Genomic DNA, 18,399 nt, shown 5'->3' on the forward strand with positions numbered 1-18,399 from the left:
CAGTAACGCTATCAATTACTTTAACAACATTGGTTTTGTTTAAACCGTTGACGATAAAATTTCAATTTTCATGTGGAGTCATCTTTGTGTTTAAATACTATGACAATGACTCGATTATTCATAGCTATCACTTATAGTAAAAGCACTTTTTTATAAACAAAAGCTATAAGTAAACCGCTTTTCTTGTACAGAATACTTATTAGCCTTACACTTGATGAAAATTCAAAATATCAAGTATGCAATCATTTTCAATATTAAATGTAATAATCAAGTAAAGAGAGGCGAAAAAGATGAAAACGGATATGCAAGCGATGGTTATTCATCATTATGGGAAAGGTCCTGTGTCATTAGAAAGAATGCCATTACCAAGTATGAACCCGAATGAAGTACGAGTGAAAATTAAAGCAGCAAGTATTAATCCAATCGATTTCAAAATTCGCGATGGTAGTTTAAAAATGTTACTGTCTTATCAATTTCCATTAATATTAGGAAATGACTTTGCAGGAGAGATTTCCGAAGTAGGGGAAAATGTTACAGACTTCAAGGTAGGCGACAAAGTGTATGGACGTCCACGTAAATCGAAAATTGGAACATTTGCCGACTATATTTCAATCAACGCAGAAGAAATTGCTCCAATGCCTCAAGGACTTTCTTACGAAGAGGCGGCAAGTATACCTTTAGTAGGCTTAACATCTTATCAAGCGCTAAACGAAGTAATTAAAGCTAAGCCAGGAGATAAAGTGCTCATCCAAGCTGGATCAGGTGGCGTAGGAAGTTTTGCCATTCAATACGCAAAAGCAATGGGGATTTATGTTGCAACAACTGGAAGTGACAGAGGCGAAAATCTTATCAAATCATTAAATCCAGATGAATTTATTAATTATAAAGAACAAGATTTCTCGAAAGTGTTAAAAGATTTTGATGGTGTATTCGATACACTTGGTGGAGATAATTTAGAAAAATCATTCCAAATCCTTAAACCACACGGTGTTATTGCTTCGATTTCTGGATTACCAACAGAACGCAATGCTAAAAAATTAGAAAAAAGTATTTTCAAGCAAGGTTTATTAAAAGCAGCATCATTGAAATACCAACGTTTAGCAAAAAAATTTAACGTTAACTATGAATTTTTATTTATGCATCCAAGTGGTAAGCAATTAAGAGAAATCACAGAACTCATTGAAGCTGGAAAAATTAGACCAATTATTGATAAGGTGTTCGACTTTAAAGAAACTCAAAAAGCCATTGAATACTCTGAAAGTGGAAGAGCAAAAGGCAAAATTGTAGTAAAAATGGAAGATTAATTAAAGAGGTGAGATAAATGGCAAAAATTATGATAGTCAATACAAGTACAGATTACTTTGGAAATACAGAAGAACCTACAGGACTATGGCTAAGTGAACTGGTACATTTTTATGATGCATTTAAACATACAAATGTAGACATTGATATGTTTAATATTACTGGTGGAAATACACCGATCGATCCCGTGAGCCTTAATCCACTTATGTTTGATAATACAACGAAAGCTTATTATAAAAATGAAAGTTTCATGGATTTACTAAGATATTCTCAACCTATTAGAGAAGCGCAACCTGAGAAATACGATGCCATTTATTTTACTGGTGGTCATGGTGTGATGTATGATTTCCCAGAAAATAAATACATCCAAAGTGCAGTGAATAAGATTTATGAAAATGGAGGAATCGTAGCAGCGGTTTGTCATGGCATTGCAGCGCTACTCAATGTCAAAGATGCTGGCGGTACGTATTTAATTCAAAATAAAAAGATAACTGGATTCTCAAATATTGAAGAGGTCCTAGCTCAACGTGATACCATCGTACCTTTCCATTTACAAAACGAAATTAAAAAACGTGGTGCCATTTATCGCTATGGTCGAGTTCCGTTTACTTCAACACTAGTTGTAGACGGTCGAGTGATTACAGGTCAAAATCCGCAATCCCCGTCTCAAGTTGGCGAAGCGGTAAGGAAACAACTATTATAATAAAAAGTAAAAGCACGCATCTTTATCAACTGTTTAAAAAGATAAGGACGCGTGCTTTTGTATGCCTCGTTTTAATTGGTTTTACAGTTTTGAAGTGAAGCTTCTAATGTATTGTTTAGTGTTTCGAAAATTTCATCTACCGAGTAATTGTAATCATTTTCAACCCAACGTCTTAAAACTTCAATGACACCACTGCTATAAAAATCAGCTAAAATTTCTGGGTGCTTACTTTCACGTATCTTCAATGCAAGGGGATTATCATGATTATTCTTTACGCCATATAACATCATTTCACGGCTTGCACGTGTTAAACTTCTGAAAACATCAACTTGTCTGGAAGATACAAGCAAATGCTTAAATACCTTCTTATGTTGTTCTATATAATAGATAAAAGCCTTAAAAGATTCAGAAGTTTTAATTTGTGGCGCTTCATTTGAATCTGTCATAATTTCGCCAGTCATATATTGAGGTAGGGAATAGAGTAAATCATATTTATCTTGGAAATAACGATAAAAGGTACTACGATTAATCTCGGCAACTTCACAAATTTTTTGAACAGTCATTTCATCAAAATGATAGTCATATAAAAGTTCGAAAACTGTCTGGTTAATATGTCGAATCATACGTTTTTGAGTTGATGTGGGCATATACATTTCTCCTTTTATTATTCTCTCTTAAAGGATACTTCACGACACAGAATATACGTTAATTTATCATAGTTGAATTGCTTTTACCAAATATAAATGTCATTGAATATCTTCATTTAACACATTCATTATAAAATAAGCTCTAAGAAAATTTCTTTAGTGTGCTGTACCTCTCAAAGTTAGATTGTAGTCCAACCTATAGTGGTGCACATCCTCATTAGAAATCATCTTAGAGCTATACTTTTGGATTAATATTCTAGTCTCAATACATTGACTTTATACTACATACTTAATGATCAATACCTTTTAACCATTTATCAACTTTTGTTTCATGGTCATCGACATAATCTTTGGCAACATCTTCAGGATTTTTATTATCTTTAAAGATTTTCTTCGCTAATTGTTCTTCATCATCTTTACTCCAATTGTCAGAGATGCGTGTAGCAATCGTATACGCCGCAGGATGATTTTTTTGGAAGCCTTTATTGAACACTAAGTTAATATGTTCATCATCTTTACCATAAATTTTTTCAGGATCTTTTAACATTTTGATATCGAGCTCTTTGGAGAACCAGCTTGGTTCCATAGCCGTGAAGACGATAGGCTTTTGTTGTTTATAAGCTTTTTGAATCGCTTTAAATTGATCTTGGTCAGATGACTTATGCAAACGATATTGATCTAATTGACCATCGTCTAGTTCACTTTTAGTTTGTTTCATCACGCCATTTCTATCGTCTGTACCTTGAATCGTCCAATCTACAGATTTACCAAAACTTTTACTACTATTTAAATCTGAAATTGAATCAATATTTCTTTCATATTTAGGGACAGCTAAACCAACTTTTACATTATCTACTAAGTTCTTTTTATCATAAACTGTTAATTGACTTTTGAATTTGTTGTAAAAGCTTTTGTCTGTTGATGGAAAGATACCTGAAGCGTGGAATGAATCCGAATCTTGAGACACAGATGCGTATAGTGGTCCACTCGCTTGAACAGGTGTCGTTGTCACATCGTATCCAGCTTTCTTAAGTACTTCCGCAATCACTAGAGAACGTGGCGTAGAATTGTCGCTTGCGATATAAGGAATAGTGACTTCTTTTTTACCTAGAGATGTATTCCCATCATCCGATGATCCGCTACCACCATTACCACACGCGCTTAGCACAATAGCTAAGGCGAGAGTGGCAAGTAGTCCTAATACTTTGAAACTACTTTTCTTGAACATTCGGCGTTTCCTCCTTCTTAGTTTTAGTCTCTGTCATTGTCTCTACCTTTATCGACATGTTCGTCATATCTTTCATTAGAGCGATGTTGATAGTCGTTATAAATAGTTTTGTTATTTTCTCGAGCGTATAACATTAATGCATTAAATAACATATCTTGGTCATTTGATTCATTAGATAATTGTTTAAATAAATCAGTCGTGCGAGATTCCCTATCTGAATGATGCGGTTTCTCTTGGTTACGACGATATGCTTCATCATGTTGAGGTTGACGGTCATATCTTTCATGCGTATCTTCTCGACGATAATGGTGATTGTCTTGAGTATACATAGACTCATAATCTACTTGATTTCGATGGTTGCGTGATTGATTATTGATGTTTGAATCTCCATACTCTGATCTACGATATTGCGAATCATTTTCCGGAAAATGATCTTCACGATAGCTACGACGACCATCATCCAGGCGGACATATCGAGGATAGTCTTCACTCTCATTATGAAAGTCTGTATGGTTGTCACTGTGACGATAATCATAACGTTTATCATCATTGTAGCGATGAGCGTCATGTCTATAACTTTCCCCATGATGATCACCATATTGCGTGTCTTCAGCAGTACCCTTCGTATTTGAATGATCTTGATCTAAAGCTTTACCTTCAATATCAATCTTAGGTAAGACGCTACCTAACCATTTAGGAATGTACCAAGAGCCTTTACCGAATAATTTAGTAAGTGCAGGAATCAATGTCATACGTACGATAAATGCATCGAAGAGGACACCGAACGCGAGTGAAATACCCATTGATTTAATTGCTGAATCTTCTTGGAAGACGAAAGCAATAAATACGCTGAACATAATTAACGCTGCAGCAACGATAACTGGGCCACTTTCTTTGATACCTACGCGAATGGAGTGATCATTATCACCTGTTTTACTATATTCTTCGTGGACGCGTGTCATCAAGAATAGCTCGTAGTCAATTGCTAGACCGAAGAGAAGGCCAATAGTGATAACTGGTAGGAATGCTAATAACGGACCAGTATTTTCAACGCCGAACAAGCCTCCTAAGAAGCCATCTTGCATGACGAGTGTTGTAAATCCGAGTGTCGCTAATAGGGATAAGACGAACCCGAGTACAGCTTTCAATGGTACTAAGATTGAACGGAATACAAAGACAAGTAGTACAAATGCTAAGAGTACGATAACACCTGCGAATACTGGAATCGCTTCGTTAAGCTTTTCAGACATATCAATGTTGATTACACTTTGTCCTGAAATTTCTGTATTGAAGTCATATTTTTCTTTGGCCGTTTTATTATAGTCACGTAAATCGTAAACTAAATGATTTGTAGATTGTGCATTTGGACCATCTTCAGGAATCACAGAAATTAACGCATAGTGTTGATTATCATTAAGTTGCGGAGTCGCCACTTTGTCTACATTGTCCATATCTTTAATATCATCTTTGATATTATTTAAGTCTTGTTGAATATCCTTTTTACTGCCGCCATCTTTCGTATTTACGAGCATTACAATTTGACCATTATAGCCCGCACCGAAGTTGTCTGTGATTAAGTTATATGCTTTATGTGCTGACGTATTATTAGCTTTAAGGCTGTCGTCTGGAATACCTAAACGCATTCCACTTATAGGAAGTGCTGCAGCAATTAGAATAAGTAAACTGATAACAATTGCAATTACAGGCTTACCTACAACGAACTTAGCCCATGGATGATCTTTTGGATCTTTACTTTTTTCAGGTTTATCTTTAATCTTGATGCGCTTATGGAACACACTGATTAGTGCAGGTAAGAGTGTCAATGCAGCTAATACGGCAAATAACACACTAATCGCAGAAGCGAATCCCATAATTGCTAGGAAGTCAATGCCTACGAGTGATAGACCACATACTGCAATCATCACTGTTACCCCTGCGAAAATAACGGCACTGCCTGCAGTACCAACGGCTGTAGCAATAGCCTCAATAGGTTCTAAACCACGTTTACGAACTTCCTTATATCTAAACAGTATAAATAAGGAGTAGTCGATACCAACAGCGAGTCCAATCATGACTGCTAACGTGAGTGTAAAGTTTGGAATGTCGAATACGAATGTAAGTAAAGAAATAATTCCAACACTTGAACTCAAACCAATAATTGCACTCACAATCGGCATACCTGCAGCGATAAGCGAACCGAATGTGATTAGTAAGATGATAAATGCAGTGACAATACCTACAATTTCAGATGTGCCACCGACTTCAGAGTTCATTGAGCCACCTTGAGTTTGCTCAATTTGAAGGTTATGATCTGCTTTGACATCATCTAATTCTTTATCAATCGTTTTTTTAGAAGAATCTTGCAAGGCTGTTTGGTTAACTACATAGTTAACGGTTGCAATTGCAGTATCTTTATCATCGTTAATTTGATGAGATTCATAAGGATTGCTTACGTTTTGTACGTAATCGTCATCCTGTTTGATATGATCAAGCGCTTTTTCAATATCTTTTTTCGTATCTTTATCTGTGATGCCATTCTTCTTATCGGAATGGAACACAATTTTCATCGAGGCTTTTTGACTATCCTGATGAAATTCTTTAGAAATTTTATCATTTGTGTCTAATGATTTTAGGCCATTCATTGTAATGTCATTATCAAATTTAGGTGAGTTAATCATGAGTGGTGTAATGATTACGCCTAGAACAATTAGCCACGCCACAATACTGACCCATTTGTTCTTAGCAATAAATTTGCCTAATTTGTATAAAACTTTTGCCAAGACATTTCCTCCTATTTGTGAATAATTTTTGCAACAGAGTGTGAAATTCTAAAATATTTTAACGCAATTTGAGTGCGAAAAATGAAGATGTTTGAAAGTTACATATACTAATTTAACAATTTTGCAAAGCCCTAAACACCACTATTTAGTGCAAGGTGTGGAAAAATGCAACAGATAGTCAGAATTGTTGTGAATTTTTTGGGAAAATAATGATTTTATAGCGAAGAATTAACGAAATGACCAATCAAACAAAGAAATCCTATTAATAAAAGACATAAACCAGGTAAATAGATTTTCTCTCTTAAATCGAGTGAATCAGATTTTGAGACAATGAGACTAACTAATATGAGCGATAAACCAAGAACAGTTAAAATGATAGAAATAACCAACATAGGTAAACCTCCTAGAGTGATTCGTAGATGAGTGGTTGAATAAAATATAGATAATATCTTTTGAAGATTAGACTGACTGATATGCCAATACTTCTCTTTGATTAACGAGGGTTTGCTTACTTCTTTGCTTCAACAATTTTACTTTGTCGATGAGTTTCATATTTTACGATTTCATTTGCTTATTCCCGCTTTAAACACGAATATTTAAGTAAAGGGGGCGATATTTCAAACAATGTGTGACATATCGTTGTAGAAATATAAATTCTATAAAAGTACGTATTTAAAAAATTTATAAAAGTTTAATATCTATTCACTTTATTCATATATTTACTACAAAAAAATAAGCTAAGTTGAATGTAGAGGTGATAATAAATGAAACATTCATTAATTAAAGTAGGAATGATAACGACTTCTATTTTACTTAGTTGTGGCATTACTAAAAATGTTCAAGCAGCAACGAATCAACCTGACCAATATGAAGTGAAGGTTTATGCAGATAGTCATAAAGTGGTAAAAGACAATCGTCATATTAAACATAGTGTGTTAGAAGCATTAGGTTCTAGTGATAAAGATGAAGATTTTAATGTACAATATTTAGATGATTCAAACCGCACTAACTATCAAAATAATGTGACATATCGTTTGCGTAAATCTGAAGATGACAATGACCACGAGTTGCAATACAAAAAACGCTATCCGATTTCTAATCATGATGTCTCTCGTGCGATACAACAAGCTAAATCCGAAGGGTATAACGGCGACGAATATGAGGTTGAATTCGGTGAAAATAAAGAAACACTTAGTGTAACTAATGAGGCAAAAGAAAATTTGAATTTAGAAAAAAATGCTATGCCGAATGCACAGGATAGTTTGAAAATATTAAAAGCTCATGCAGAAAAGCCGTATAGTGAAACATTAAATAAGATGAATCAACCAAGCTTAATTGGTCCAGTTCATTTTGAACGTCATAAAGGAAATATTGATGGTAATAAAGTAAAAATTGAAAATTGGGATATTAAAAATCAAAATATAGTAGAAATTTCAGCGAAGGTAAACAATGAGGAGGATGCAAAACGCGTACAAAGTGCAATTGTTAAGAAATTAGACCAGCTCGGCATTCATGAGAAGAAAGATCAACTCAAAACAAATCTTATTTTTGATAATTACTAGACTTGTGAAAGGCGCTTTACTCCTAAATATAAGTCACATTTAGAACAATCATTCGATTCTAGACGAGCGAACTGCATAACTATAATAAAAGCCCTTAAAATGTTTGTTTAAACAAATCTATTTTAAGGGCTCGTATATGAGACTACCAATCATATATACGTTTCTTTATATTTTGGGACTAGCTCATTTAATTTTGCATCGTTTCCTCAAAATTCACATTGTATATTAATGAAATAAAGTTTTGAATTACGGGAGTTAAATATAAATCATCACGATAAACAATGGAGATATATCTTGGTGTTGGTCCATTGGGGACCTTTTTACAAATAATGTCATTACGATGCTGAATCGCACTATGACTTATTAAACTCAAGTATTTAGAATGTTTAATCGTTTCTAGAATACTACTCAAACTATTTGATTGCATACGCGCACGTAGCGAGACTAAATTATCACGTCGCCACTCATCGATACTTTCTCTAGTAGAGCCGCCACTATGTATAACAAAATCATATTGCTCTAAATCCTTCATAGTTAACTCTTGTTGGTGAGCAAGGGGATGATCTTTATACATGGCCACCATCAATTCATTCTCCATAAAACGCTTAACTTTTAAATCATTTTCATAAAAACCATTTTCAGAGATTACTGCAATTTCAATCTCCCTATTTCTTAATTTCTGAATAATATTCGGAGCTGTATCAACAGTTAAATCAATTTGAATATTTGGATGATGATGCATATAGTTTTTGAACGCTTCAGGTAAAATATGATAAACAGGTGCATGACTTGCGCCAATTTTTAAAGTTCCACGCTTCGAGGCTTTAAAATCTGCCATGACCTCGTTCGTTTCTTGCATTAAGTTTAAGAGTTTAGTTGTATTGCGATATAACAACTCGCCTGCTTCCGTTAATTTAAAATGTTTACCTTTTTTATAATACAAAGGAATGCCATAGTTTTTATTCAAATTTTTCAAATGGAAAGTGACAGTAGGTTGTGTAATATTCATAGATTCAGCCACGGCATTTTCATTTTGAAATTCTACAAATTGCTTAAAAATCATCAACTGCTTCGTATTCAACTTTGCTTCAACCCCCAAATATAAATTTTCTCTATACATTTATACATATTACATATACTTTTTTGAGTTAGCGTTAACATTTCATTTAATAATTATTAACAATCTTTTTCTATAGTAATAATTGAAAGAGGTGAGGATGTGGTTTTAGAACTCCAAAATATTAAAAAATCATTCGGTTCGAAAACAGTGATTCATGATATTGATTTGACAATTGAAAGTGGCAAATTTGTTTCTTTATTGGGCGCTTCGGGTTGTGGCAAGACAACATTGCTAAGACTGATAGCTGGTTTGGAAACACCAGATTCTGGAAGTATTGTCCATAATCATTGCACATATTATGATTCACGCCAGCATACATATGTTCCACCGGCACAAAGAGATTTAGGGATGGTCTTTCAAGATTTCGCATTGTGGCCACATATGTCAGTCTTTCAAAATGTAGCGTATCCATTGAAAGTTAAGAAAGATACTAAAAATTTGAAAACGCGGGTCATGCAAGCATTAAAAGAAGTTCATTTAGAAGAGCATTATGACAAAGCCATTCATCAACTTTCGGGAGGACAACAACAACGTGTTTCATTAGCAAGAGCGATTATTTCACAGTCTCAACTCATATTAATGGATGAGCCTTTATCAGCGCTAGATGCAAGTTTGAGGGAAGATATGCAGATATTAATTCAAAAATTGATAAAAACATATCACATGACCGCTATTTTTGTAACGCATGATCAATATGAGGCCATGAGTATGTCAGATGATGTGGCAGTGATGTCGAATGGACAGATTGTGCAATATGGCACGCCAGAAGAATTATATCACCATCCTAAGAATAAAGAAGTAGCGACCTTCATAGGAAAGGGAACCTATTTAGAAGGTATAATCCACAATCAAGTATTAAGCACAAATGAGGGTTTTCAACTTAATCATTCTATCCAAGATCAAGAAGGGAAATATGGTGTATTAATCCGCCCAGAACATGTTCATATTCAAGAGCATGACCATTCAGAGGCTACACCTGCAACCATTCAAACAGTCAGCTTCACTGGTGAACGTTACCAATACACGGCTACGTCGAATGGTGTGGATATCATGTTTTACGATAGTAAGTATTTTCAAGAGAATGAGACGATTCATTTAACTTTCGATATTCCTGAAAATTATTTCATAAAAATGGGGGACACTAAACATGAAGAAGTTCACTAAATACATTTTAATTTTAATTGCGACTGTAGTTGTATTAGCAGCATGTCAAAATAAACCAGAAAATGGCGACAAAGGGAGTAAAGATTCAAAATCGAGTTCAAATGACGGAAACAATAAAGACAAACTCGTTTTATACGCAGCAGGTCCTGACAATTTAGTTAATGATATGGTGAAGCAATTTGAGAAGCAAACCGGTAAAAAAGTTCAAGTTTTCCAAGGTACGACAGGTGAAATTCTAGGACGTTTAGAAGCTGAAAAAGATAATCCTAAAGCTGACGTTGTACAACTTGCATCACTACCAGCAGCTTTAGATTATAAGAAAAAGGGATTAATTGAACCGTATAAAGTTAAAAATCATAAAAAGTTATATAAAGATTGGATAGACAAAGATGGTTACTACTACGGTTTTAGTGGAAGTGCTTTAGGTCTATCTTATAATACTAAAAATGTAAAACATCCACCTGAAGACGATAAAGATTTAACGAAAGCAACATATAAAGATAAAATTGCGGTTCCAGATCCTTCAGAATCAGGGACAGCTTTAGATTTATTATCAATCAAAGTTAATAATGAAGGTAATAAAGCTTGGGATGAATATAAAGATTTGAAAAAGAATGGCATGAAATTAGCAGGCGCGAATAAACCAGCATTAGAGTCTGTTATCAAAGGAGAAAATGACGTCGTTTATGGCGGAGTAGATTATATGGTGTACGCCGCTAAAGCAAAAGGAGAACCGGTAGATATTAAATATCCTAAGTCAGGTACAGCTATTTCACCACGCCCTGCATTTATTTTAAAATCTTCAAAACATAAAGATTTAGCTAAAAAATACATGGATTATGTCACAAGTTCAAAAGGTCAAAAACAAGTCGATGATCATTACCTTATTCCAGCAGACCAATCAGCTGAAAAGAAAAAAGGTAAAGCAAAACGTAAAGATATTAAGGAATATAAATACGATTGGAATAATTTAAGCGATAAAAGTGAAAAAGTATTGAAAAAATTCACGGAATTGATGAGATAATATGCGAAAAGCAGCGACAATCAAACGTTTAAACCAAGTGTTAGCACTGATTGTACTTTTCCTGCTCATCATCTTACCTTTATGTTTAATACTTTTTAAAGGGTTTGCGCCAGGAGAAAGTGGCACATTTGGTGAACACATACAACAACTAGGAGAACAGTATCATCTTAAAATACTTTGGAATTCAATTATTTTAGGTGTTTCAGTCGTTATTTTATGTACGGTTATAGCTCTACCGCTCAGTTACATCATGACTAAAACGTCACTCGCAAAATATCAATGGTTAGATTTAATCATTATGATTCCATTTATGACGCCACCCTATATTGGATCAATGGGGTGGATGCTGACCATGCAGAGAAATGGGCTGTTAGACCAACTCAGCCCCATTTTCTCCCATATCACGCCGTATTTCTTTAGTTTCTTTGGGATGGTCTTAATCATGAGTTGCCACCTGACACCATTTTTATATGTTATCTTGAAAAATGCACTTATGAATATCCATCAGTCACAAGAAGAGGTAGCCGAAATATATGGTGGTACGTTCTTTTACCGATTCAGAAAAATCATCGCACCACTTTTTGCTTCAGGTTATAGCATGGGCGCGCTCCTTATTTTTGTAAAAACAATAGGAGAATTTGGTACACCAGTCACAATGGGTAACAAAATTGGCTTTCAAGTACTTACATCTGAAATTCATCATAGTGCTTCGATATGGCCGATTGATTTTCAAAGGGCAGCATTGTTATCAACACTATTATTAGCAGTCAGCATGACAGTGTGGGCGTTACAACAATGGTTCCAATCACGTAATAATATAAGTTCTAATTCAGGAAAAGGGCATAAAGTAAAGGTGCATCAACGTAGTAAATGGGACATACTTTGTTATGTCTTCGTAGCATGTGAAGTGGTTGTTACAATTATTCTACCTTACGCGAGTATCTTCATGAGTGCGTTTATGAAACAACTTTCATCAGGATTTCATCTAAATAATTTCACTCTTGATAATTTTATTCTTGTCATTTCAGGTAATGGTGGCATTGCTTTATTCAACAGCATCATGTTGGCTACAATTTCTGCTACGCTTGCAAGTGTCATTGGATTGTGGGTCGTTCTAATTACTCGAAAGCGTCATCGTTTAGGACGTTTAATTGACTTTTCAAGTTTACTACCAAATACTGTGCCTGGCATTATAGTGGTGATTGGTCTTATACTATTCTGGAATAATAAATTTAATCCATTGCCAATCTATAATACAATCTCTATATTAGTGGTTGCTTATACAGTACTCTATATTCCTTATGCAGTTCAGAATATAAGGACGGTTGATCAACAATTAAGTAAAAATCTTATTGAAGCGGCTGAAATTTCAGGAAGTAAAGGTTGGACATTGTTTAGAACAATTACATTACCTTTATTAAGACCAGGCATCTTTTCAGGATGGATACTCATCTTTTGTATATCAATGCGAGAACTTGTAGCTTCACTCATGTTAAGACCACCGAACACGGATACATCTTCAACTTTTATTTACAGACAGTTCGAACAAGGTGATTCCGCACAGGGTATGGCTATGGCATTGTTATCTATAGGTATAACTTCAATTATTTTAATCATATTAGAGACATATCAAAGGAAGAAAAAGATTTAAAGCGAAAGTAGTAGTGAGAGGAGCGTGAAAAAGACATGTCTAAAAGATTATTAGTAGCATCAGATATTCATGGACATGGTAAATCTTTATCGCATTTGCTTAAAGCAGCTCACTATGATGACAGTAAAGATCAACTTGTTCTTATCGGAGATTATGTAAATAATGGACCAGATTCTATAGGCACATTGAAATTAATTAAACAACTAGTGAAGAATGGTGCTATTGCATTAGTGGGCAATCATGAGTTGAGATGGCTAGAACGTACAGATAAACGGGCTACTGAATGGCATCACTTTATCAATCAACTCCCATATTATAAAGTGATAGATCAATACATCTTCGTACATGCGGGTATTGATACAAGTAAATCGATGCGCAAACAATCAAGAGCAGTGGTAACAGGCCATACTCCAGGAAATTTAAATCAATATTTACCAAGAAACAAAGTTGTGATTCATGGTCATATTCCTAATTATCGGTTAGGTTATAAAAAGGATCATATCCATATTGAACACAACATCATAGATATAGACACTGGTGCAGGTCATAATCAATACTTAACATTACTAGATTTAACGTCTCAAAGACAATATTCTGTTAAGGTATCTGATAAGGATGCTATAATCCAAGAGCGTCGGATTAAATTGAAATAGGATGCCTAGATATTATTGCAAAATGAAATGTTAAGTGTTATAATACATTTATAAAATATCTAGCATATAGGTTAAACACCGAATCCCCTTACTATCATCAGTAGTAAGGGGATTTTTAATGGTGTGGTTTTATCGTCTTTTCTTATTGCGATTACGTAGCCAATGTGTAAACATCGCAACGAAACAACCACTTATAATTGTAGTTGTGATATTAATTAAAATATCTAGCATCGGCTAGACACCTCCCTTCAACGTCAATTGACGTCTAAGGTAGACGACACAACTATTATACTGTGGTGATAAGACGTTTGTATATAATTTTAATAATATAAAATAAATTATTTATCTATATCTAATAAAATGCATGGATAATTGCTGAATTTCTGAAAAAGCGTAAGCTACATTGTAATGTGTATGGTTCTTGCACATACGCGATAATGAATGTAACTTACGCTTTATTTATATCTAAATTATTGTGCTGTTACTTCTAATTGAACGTCGATATTACCACGTGTTGCTTTAGAGTAAGGGCAGAATTGATGTGCTTGTTCTACGTATTTTTCAGCATCTTCTTGTGAAATGTTTTCAAGTGTCACTTTAATATCTGCAGCAAGTTTGAAACCATTATCAGTTTCATCTTTAATCAATTCAATTGTAATTTCTACTTCAGGATTCGCATCGTTTACTTTGTTTTGAGATAAAATCAATGATAAAGCACTGTTGAAGCAAGCACTATATCCGGCCGCAAATAATTGTTCAGGGTTCGTATCATTGCCGCCTTGACCGCCCATTTCTTTAGGTGTTGCAAGGTTTTGAACAAACGTATTGTCTGGGCTAAATACTCGACCGTCACGGCCACCATTTGAAATCATTGTAGTAGTATAGAGAGGTTTTGTCATTTTGAAAAACTCCTTAATCACTTTAGATTACACTTGATTAGATATAAACGTTAACTAATCAAGGTTACATCGAAGTATAATAGTTATTAACTTCTAATTACAAGTAATATGTATTTATATTTAATTATTTTTTTAAATAATATACAAAAATCAAAAAGAGTTTATTAAAAATGAGAAGTGTATCTTTCTGTGAAATGTTATATAATGGCATTGAATTTAAAATTGGGAAATCTAATAGAAAAGGAGAGCGGAAGAGAATGAAACAGACACGAAAGCATCAATTTGGCGTGTATGTAAAAATGTCATGTTCCGTATTACTTATGAGTGGAACATTGATTGGCTATGGGCTTACAAAAGATACTCAAGCAGATTCAACCGAAACGCCAACGCATCATTATCAATCCCCAAATGAGTCACTTAGTCATCGTATTGAACAAGCGAAAAAAGACCTTAATCAATTAAAATCATTGACTAAAGAAGACTTAGACAATTATCAAACACGTATAGACAAAGCTAAAGATAAGTCAAATATTGATGAAATTATTGAAGATGCTAAACAACGTAATAATCAATTAGAAAGTTCAAATCCATCTGCTACTGATGATAAAAATACTGATTCAGAAACAACTAAGGAGTTAGATCAATTTCTAACAGAATTAAATGATATATCTGATAAAGTTGATAACCCTCAACAAAATAGTGTTGCAGATACCCATAAAAATGAAGAAGATGGTCGTTCAAATCATTCAGAAAATGCTAATGATAGTATTGCTGATGACGGAGACTTATCAGAAAAGACACAAAAAAATACAGATGACAATGCTGATGATCAAACTATTTTCAGTAAATTAGATAAGATTAAAGAAGATGTCAATTCAGCTGACTCAGAGGATCAATCGACATCAAAGAATACAGAACATAAACCATCTAATGATTCTAAAAATGTGTCAACAGAGGATAAAGATCACTTAGAAAAGGCACATTCTGATATCGATAACTTAAAGTCTTCAATCAACGATGAAACCCCTAACGTTGATGAAAAGATTGGTACAATTACTGAGCATTTAAAAGGTAGTGATAAAATTACACATGCACTTGCAAAAGCTCAGGCACAACATAACGATATAAATAACTATCTAAATCAAAAGCAAACGAATTTAAACGCACTTAAGAAAAAAGTGGATGAAAATCAAAAACTACCTGAAAGAAATAAAGAAAAACTCAATAATGAAATTAAAAAAGCACAGCAAAAACTAAATGGACAACAAAATATCATATTGGATCAGCTTAAAAATTCAAAAGATAAAGCACAAGCTACGAAAAATATACTCAATAGTGTCATGAGTAAAAATGAAGCTGATAATGCCATGAAGCAAATTAAAACTAGTAAGCAATCAGATAAACAAATTGCTAACCAAATCGCAAAACAAATGGATTCATTAGCGACAACCTCAAGTGATGATATTTTGAAATCGATGTTAGATCAATCTAAAGATAAAGAAAAATTAATCAAACAACTGATGTCAACAAGACTAGGTCAAAATGAAGCATCTAAGATTGCGAAAAAATTAGCACATAGTCACCTAAGCAATGCTCAAATTGTTAACCAACTTAAGCGTGACTTTGATAAAAAAGGCAATGCAACATCAGATGATATTCTAAATGGAGTATTAAATAACGCTAAAAATAAAAAAGAAGCTATTGAAACAATATTAGCCACACGCTTGAATCAAGAGAAAGCTAAAATGTTAGCAGAAGTCATTTCACGTATACAAAATGATAAGTCAGATGCTTTGAAACTGATTCAATCTGCACTTAATGGTAAAGTGAACGACTTATTACAACTTCAGAAACAAGTTCATAAAGCGAAGAATGATTTGGATTATATCTTATCACCAATAAAAGACAGACCATCATTACTAGATAGAATTCATGGAAACAAACACCATAATGGTCAACTCGCTGATTTATTAAATCAAATATCTGATTTGACTAAAGGCCCAAGTCTATTCGATAGATTAAATTCTAAAGGTTCTCTATTAGATGGTGTAAATAACATTGATACCCCAACACCTGAGAATGGTTTATCTTTGGGTTCAGGAGATAGTTTGTTAAGTGGTCTATTTAATGATGATGGTAATATTTCTTTACCAGCTACAGGAAAAATAGTTAAACGAAGTGCCTTACCAATAGCAATTGTTGCTCTAATAGTAGGAATAATGTTTATTTGGAAGAGCCGTCGTAAGCACAAACATACGAAATAGTTTATAAATAAGTCACCCGGACGTCTTAATTTTTATTAAACGGTCAGGTGACTTTTTAATTAAGTAAATAATTGGAGAAATATAATGGAATAACGTTATAATATTTAAACTGTTCATGAAAATAATTAAAGGAGTATGACTATGACGAATCAAACAGCACTTTTAGTAATGGATATGCAAAAAGGTATTGCGCATAATGTACCACAAATCAATAGTTTAATTAAGGCTAACCAACGTGCCATTGCTGCTGCTCGTGAACATCATATACCAGTGGTCTTCATGCGTGTTGCTTTAGAGAAAAATTTCGCAGATGTTTCCCCAAACAATCGCGTATTCTCAAGTTTTAAACAACGTGGCATCAATATGACAGAGAACGATGAATTCGCACAAATCATTGACGAATTAGAACCTGATGAAGACGAACCGATATTAACGAAACGTCGCTTTAGTGCTTTTACAGGTAGTGGTTTAGAAGTGTTCTTGCAAGCGAATCGTATTAATCATCTTGTATTGACTGGTATTTCAACAAGTGGTGTTGTTTTAAGTACAGCGCTTGAGGCAGCGGATAAAGATTTCCAAATAACGGTACTTGAAGATGCAATTGGAGATCGTTCAAAAGATAAACATGATTTTATTATAGAACAAATTTTAACACGTTCTTGCGAAATAGAATCCGTAGAATCGTGGAGAAATCATCTATAAATTTACAATCAATCTAAAGATAAGTATGTTCTTTATATGATTTAGAGAACGTGCTTATGTTTTATTTCCCAGAAAATAAAGCGGATTTACTCACCTTTGTGAGGTTGAGACAATGAATTCTACCGCCCTCACGTTTTGTATATTTTATAAATGAAAGGGAGAGGATGTATGACCTTATCTAAAATTAAACTTCAAGAAAAACACTATCCCAAAGCATTAGACATTTGGGAACGCTCAGTCATTGCTACACATGATTTTTTAAAAGAGAATGATAGATTACAACTTCAAACTGAAATACCTACTTATTTTCAATACGTTGAAGGTCACTTATGGTTTGAAGGTGAAGAAGCGGTTGGGTTTTCCGGAATTAATGAGTCTAACTTAGAAATGCTATTTCTAGATCCGCAATATTTTAGAAAAGGTTACGGAACGGAAATACTTCAAACTTTAATCAGTGAACATAAAATTCAATATGTAGATGTGAATAAAGATAATCCTAATGCTGTAGCATTTTATATTAAAAATGGGTTTAAAAAGTATGGAGAATCTCCAAAAGATGCACAAGGAAAAAATTATCCTATTTTACATCTTAAACTGTAGTGAAAATGGGACGGCATAGTCAATACCAAAAAGAACCCCCAATTTATGCCAAAAGATGGGGGTTTCGGTGTGTCAAAAACACTATTATTTGTTAATTTTT

Annotated in this window: 17 protein-coding genes; 10 read left to right on the forward strand and 7 right to left on the reverse strand. The window is 33.9% G+C overall.

What is annotated here, in order from left to right; translation table 11 throughout:
* Positions 1-302 precede the first annotated feature (302 nt).
* Together JMUB898_RS01135 and JMUB898_RS01140 are read left to right on the forward strand one after the other, a co-directional pair.
* On the forward strand, positions 303-1,304 hold the full coding sequence (locus tag JMUB898_RS01135; RefSeq protein WP_172594639.1) for an NADP-dependent oxidoreductase: 1,002 nt from the start codon (positions 303-305) through the stop codon (positions 1,302-1,304).
* A 17-nt stretch (positions 1,305-1,321) separates the two neighbouring features.
* Positions 1,322-2,005, forward strand: coding sequence for a type 1 glutamine amidotransferase domain-containing protein (locus tag JMUB898_RS01140; protein ID WP_002444674.1), 684 nt, complete (start codon positions 1,322-1,324; stop codon positions 2,003-2,005).
* Positions 2,006-2,076: 71 nt separating this feature from the next.
* Here JMUB898_RS01140 and JMUB898_RS01145 read toward each other — a convergent pair whose 3' ends face one another.
* From JMUB898_RS01145 to JMUB898_RS12625, 4 genes are all read right to left on the reverse strand, one after another.
* Positions 2,077-2,652, reverse strand: a complete 576-nt coding sequence (locus JMUB898_RS01145) for a TetR/AcrR family transcriptional regulator (RefSeq protein WP_126501878.1) — start codon at positions 2,650-2,652, stop codon at positions 2,077-2,079.
* 289 nt (positions 2,653-2,941) lie between these two features.
* On the reverse strand, positions 2,942-3,880 hold the full coding sequence (locus tag JMUB898_RS01150) for a glycine betaine ABC transporter substrate-binding protein (RefSeq protein WP_002444670.1): 939 nt from the start codon (positions 3,878-3,880) through the stop codon (positions 2,942-2,944).
* A 23-nt stretch (positions 3,881-3,903) separates the two neighbouring features.
* A complete protein-coding gene (locus JMUB898_RS01155; RefSeq protein ID WP_095323432.1) occupies positions 3,904-6,660 on the reverse strand; it encodes an MMPL family transporter in 2,757 nt (918 codons plus the stop codon).
* A gap of 215 nt (positions 6,661-6,875) precedes the next feature.
* Positions 6,876-7,052 (reverse strand): hypothetical protein, encoded by a 177-nt coding sequence (locus JMUB898_RS12625; protein WP_002444666.1) that lies wholly within the window; start codon positions 7,050-7,052, stop codon positions 6,876-6,878.
* A gap of 372 nt (positions 7,053-7,424) precedes the next feature.
* Here JMUB898_RS12625 and JMUB898_RS01160 point away from each other — a divergent pair, with 372 nt between their 5' ends.
* Positions 7,425-8,222 carry a hypothetical protein gene (locus JMUB898_RS01160; RefSeq protein ID WP_002444664.1) on the forward strand — a complete coding sequence of 266 codons (798 nt, stop codon included), beginning with the start codon at positions 7,425-7,427 and terminating at the stop codon, positions 8,220-8,222.
* Between the two features lie 187 nt (positions 8,223-8,409).
* Here JMUB898_RS01160 and JMUB898_RS01165 read toward each other — a convergent pair whose 3' ends face one another.
* Complete coding sequence (locus tag JMUB898_RS01165; RefSeq protein ID WP_095323431.1) at positions 8,410-9,303, reverse strand: LysR family transcriptional regulator; 894 nt, start codon at positions 9,301-9,303, stop codon at positions 8,410-8,412.
* A 138-nt stretch (positions 9,304-9,441) separates the two neighbouring features.
* On the opposite strand from JMUB898_RS01165, the gene JMUB898_RS01170 reads away from it, so the two are divergent.
* The 4 genes from JMUB898_RS01170 to JMUB898_RS01185 are packed head-to-tail and all read left to right on the forward strand — an operon-like array spanning position 9,442 to position 13,834.
* Positions 9,442-10,506, forward strand: a complete 1,065-nt coding sequence (locus tag JMUB898_RS01170) for an ABC transporter ATP-binding protein (protein ID WP_002444660.1) — start codon at positions 9,442-9,444, stop codon at positions 10,504-10,506.
* Positions 10,490-11,530 (forward strand): extracellular solute-binding protein, encoded by a 1,041-nt coding sequence (locus JMUB898_RS01175; protein ID WP_070833299.1) that lies wholly within the window; start codon positions 10,490-10,492, stop codon positions 11,528-11,530. Before JMUB898_RS01170 ends, JMUB898_RS01175 begins: the two co-directional genes overlap by 17 nt.
* A 1-nt stretch (position 11,531) precedes the next feature.
* On the forward strand, positions 11,532-13,181 hold the full coding sequence (locus tag JMUB898_RS01180) for an ABC transporter permease (protein ID WP_002444654.1): 1,650 nt from the start codon (positions 11,532-11,534) through the stop codon (positions 13,179-13,181).
* Between the two features lie 35 nt (positions 13,182-13,216).
* Entirely contained in the window at positions 13,217-13,834 is a 618-nt protein-coding gene (locus tag JMUB898_RS01185) for a metallophosphoesterase (RefSeq protein ID WP_002444652.1), read from the forward strand.
* 129 nt (positions 13,835-13,963) lie between these two features.
* Here the strand turns inward: JMUB898_RS01185 and JMUB898_RS01190 are convergent, their stop codons facing one another.
* Positions 13,964-14,065, reverse strand: a complete 102-nt coding sequence (locus JMUB898_RS01190; protein ID WP_115177447.1) for a type I toxin-antitoxin system Fst family toxin — start codon at positions 14,063-14,065, stop codon at positions 13,964-13,966.
* Positions 14,066-14,304: 239 nt separating this feature from the next.
* Positions 14,305-14,733 carry an organic hydroperoxide resistance protein gene (locus tag JMUB898_RS01195; protein ID WP_037541743.1) on the reverse strand — a complete coding sequence of 143 codons (429 nt, stop codon included), beginning with the start codon at positions 14,731-14,733 and terminating at the stop codon, positions 14,305-14,307.
* 257 nt (positions 14,734-14,990) lie between these two features.
* Between JMUB898_RS01195 and JMUB898_RS01200 the strand changes: the two genes are divergently transcribed.
* The 3 genes from JMUB898_RS01200 (at position 14,991) to JMUB898_RS01210 (ending at position 18,299) form a co-directional block, all read left to right on the forward strand.
* Positions 14,991-16,997: a hypothetical protein gene (locus JMUB898_RS01200; protein ID WP_037541742.1), complete on the forward strand. Its 2,007-nt coding sequence runs from the start codon at positions 14,991-14,993 to the stop codon at positions 16,995-16,997.
* A 141-nt stretch (positions 16,998-17,138) separates the two neighbouring features.
* Entirely contained in the window at positions 17,139-17,699 is a 561-nt protein-coding gene (locus JMUB898_RS01205) for a cysteine hydrolase family protein (protein ID WP_037541741.1), read from the forward strand.
* A 168-nt stretch (positions 17,700-17,867) separates the two neighbouring features.
* A complete protein-coding gene (locus JMUB898_RS01210) occupies positions 17,868-18,299 on the forward strand; it encodes a GNAT family N-acetyltransferase (RefSeq protein ID WP_037541740.1) in 432 nt (143 codons plus the stop codon).
* Positions 18,300-18,399 lie beyond the last annotated feature (100 nt).

Source organism: Staphylococcus caprae, assembly GCF_003966625.1.
Classification (GTDB): Bacteria; Bacillota; Bacilli; order Staphylococcales; family Staphylococcaceae; genus Staphylococcus; species Staphylococcus caprae.

Bases quoted from the DNA above. Each gene is read 5' to 3' on its own strand.
- JMUB898_RS01150 (WP_002444670.1), bottom strand. From the start codon at position 3,880: ATGTTCAAGAAAAGTAGTTTCAAAGTATTAGGACTACTTGCCACTCTC.
- JMUB898_RS01180 (WP_002444654.1), top strand. From the start codon at position 11,532: ATGCGAAAAGCAGCGACAATCAAACGTTTAAACCAAGTGTTAGCACTG.
- JMUB898_RS01140 (WP_002444674.1), top strand. From the start codon at position 1,322: ATGGCAAAAATTATGATAGTCAATACAAGTACAGATTACTTTGGAAAT.
- JMUB898_RS01145 (WP_126501878.1), bottom strand. From the start codon at position 2,652: ATGCCCACATCAACTCAAAAACGTATGATTCGACATATTAACCAGACA.
- JMUB898_RS01210 (WP_037541740.1), top strand. From the start codon at position 17,868: ATGACCTTATCTAAAATTAAACTTCAAGAAAAACACTATCCCAAAGCA.
- JMUB898_RS12625 (WP_002444666.1), bottom strand. From the start codon at position 7,052: ATGTTGGTTATTTCTATCATTTTAACTGTTCTTGGTTTATCGCTCATA.
- JMUB898_RS01200 (WP_037541742.1), top strand. From the start codon at position 14,991: ATGAAACAGACACGAAAGCATCAATTTGGCGTGTATGTAAAAATGTCA.
- JMUB898_RS01135 (WP_172594639.1), top strand. From the start codon at position 303: ATGCAAGCGATGGTTATTCATCATTATGGGAAAGGTCCTGTGTCATTA.
- JMUB898_RS01185 (WP_002444652.1), top strand. From the start codon at position 13,217: ATGTCTAAAAGATTATTAGTAGCATCAGATATTCATGGACATGGTAAA.
- JMUB898_RS01205 (WP_037541741.1), top strand. From the start codon at position 17,139: ATGACGAATCAAACAGCACTTTTAGTAATGGATATGCAAAAAGGTATT.
- JMUB898_RS01195 (WP_037541743.1), bottom strand. From the start codon at position 14,733: ATGACAAAACCTCTCTATACTACTACAATGATTTCAAATGGTGGCCGT.
- JMUB898_RS01190 (WP_115177447.1), bottom strand. From the start codon at position 14,065: ATGCTAGATATTTTAATTAATATCACAACTACAATTATAAGTGGTTGT.
- JMUB898_RS01175 (WP_070833299.1), top strand. From the start codon at position 10,490: ATGAAGAAGTTCACTAAATACATTTTAATTTTAATTGCGACTGTAGTT.
- JMUB898_RS01160 (WP_002444664.1), top strand. From the start codon at position 7,425: ATGAAACATTCATTAATTAAAGTAGGAATGATAACGACTTCTATTTTA.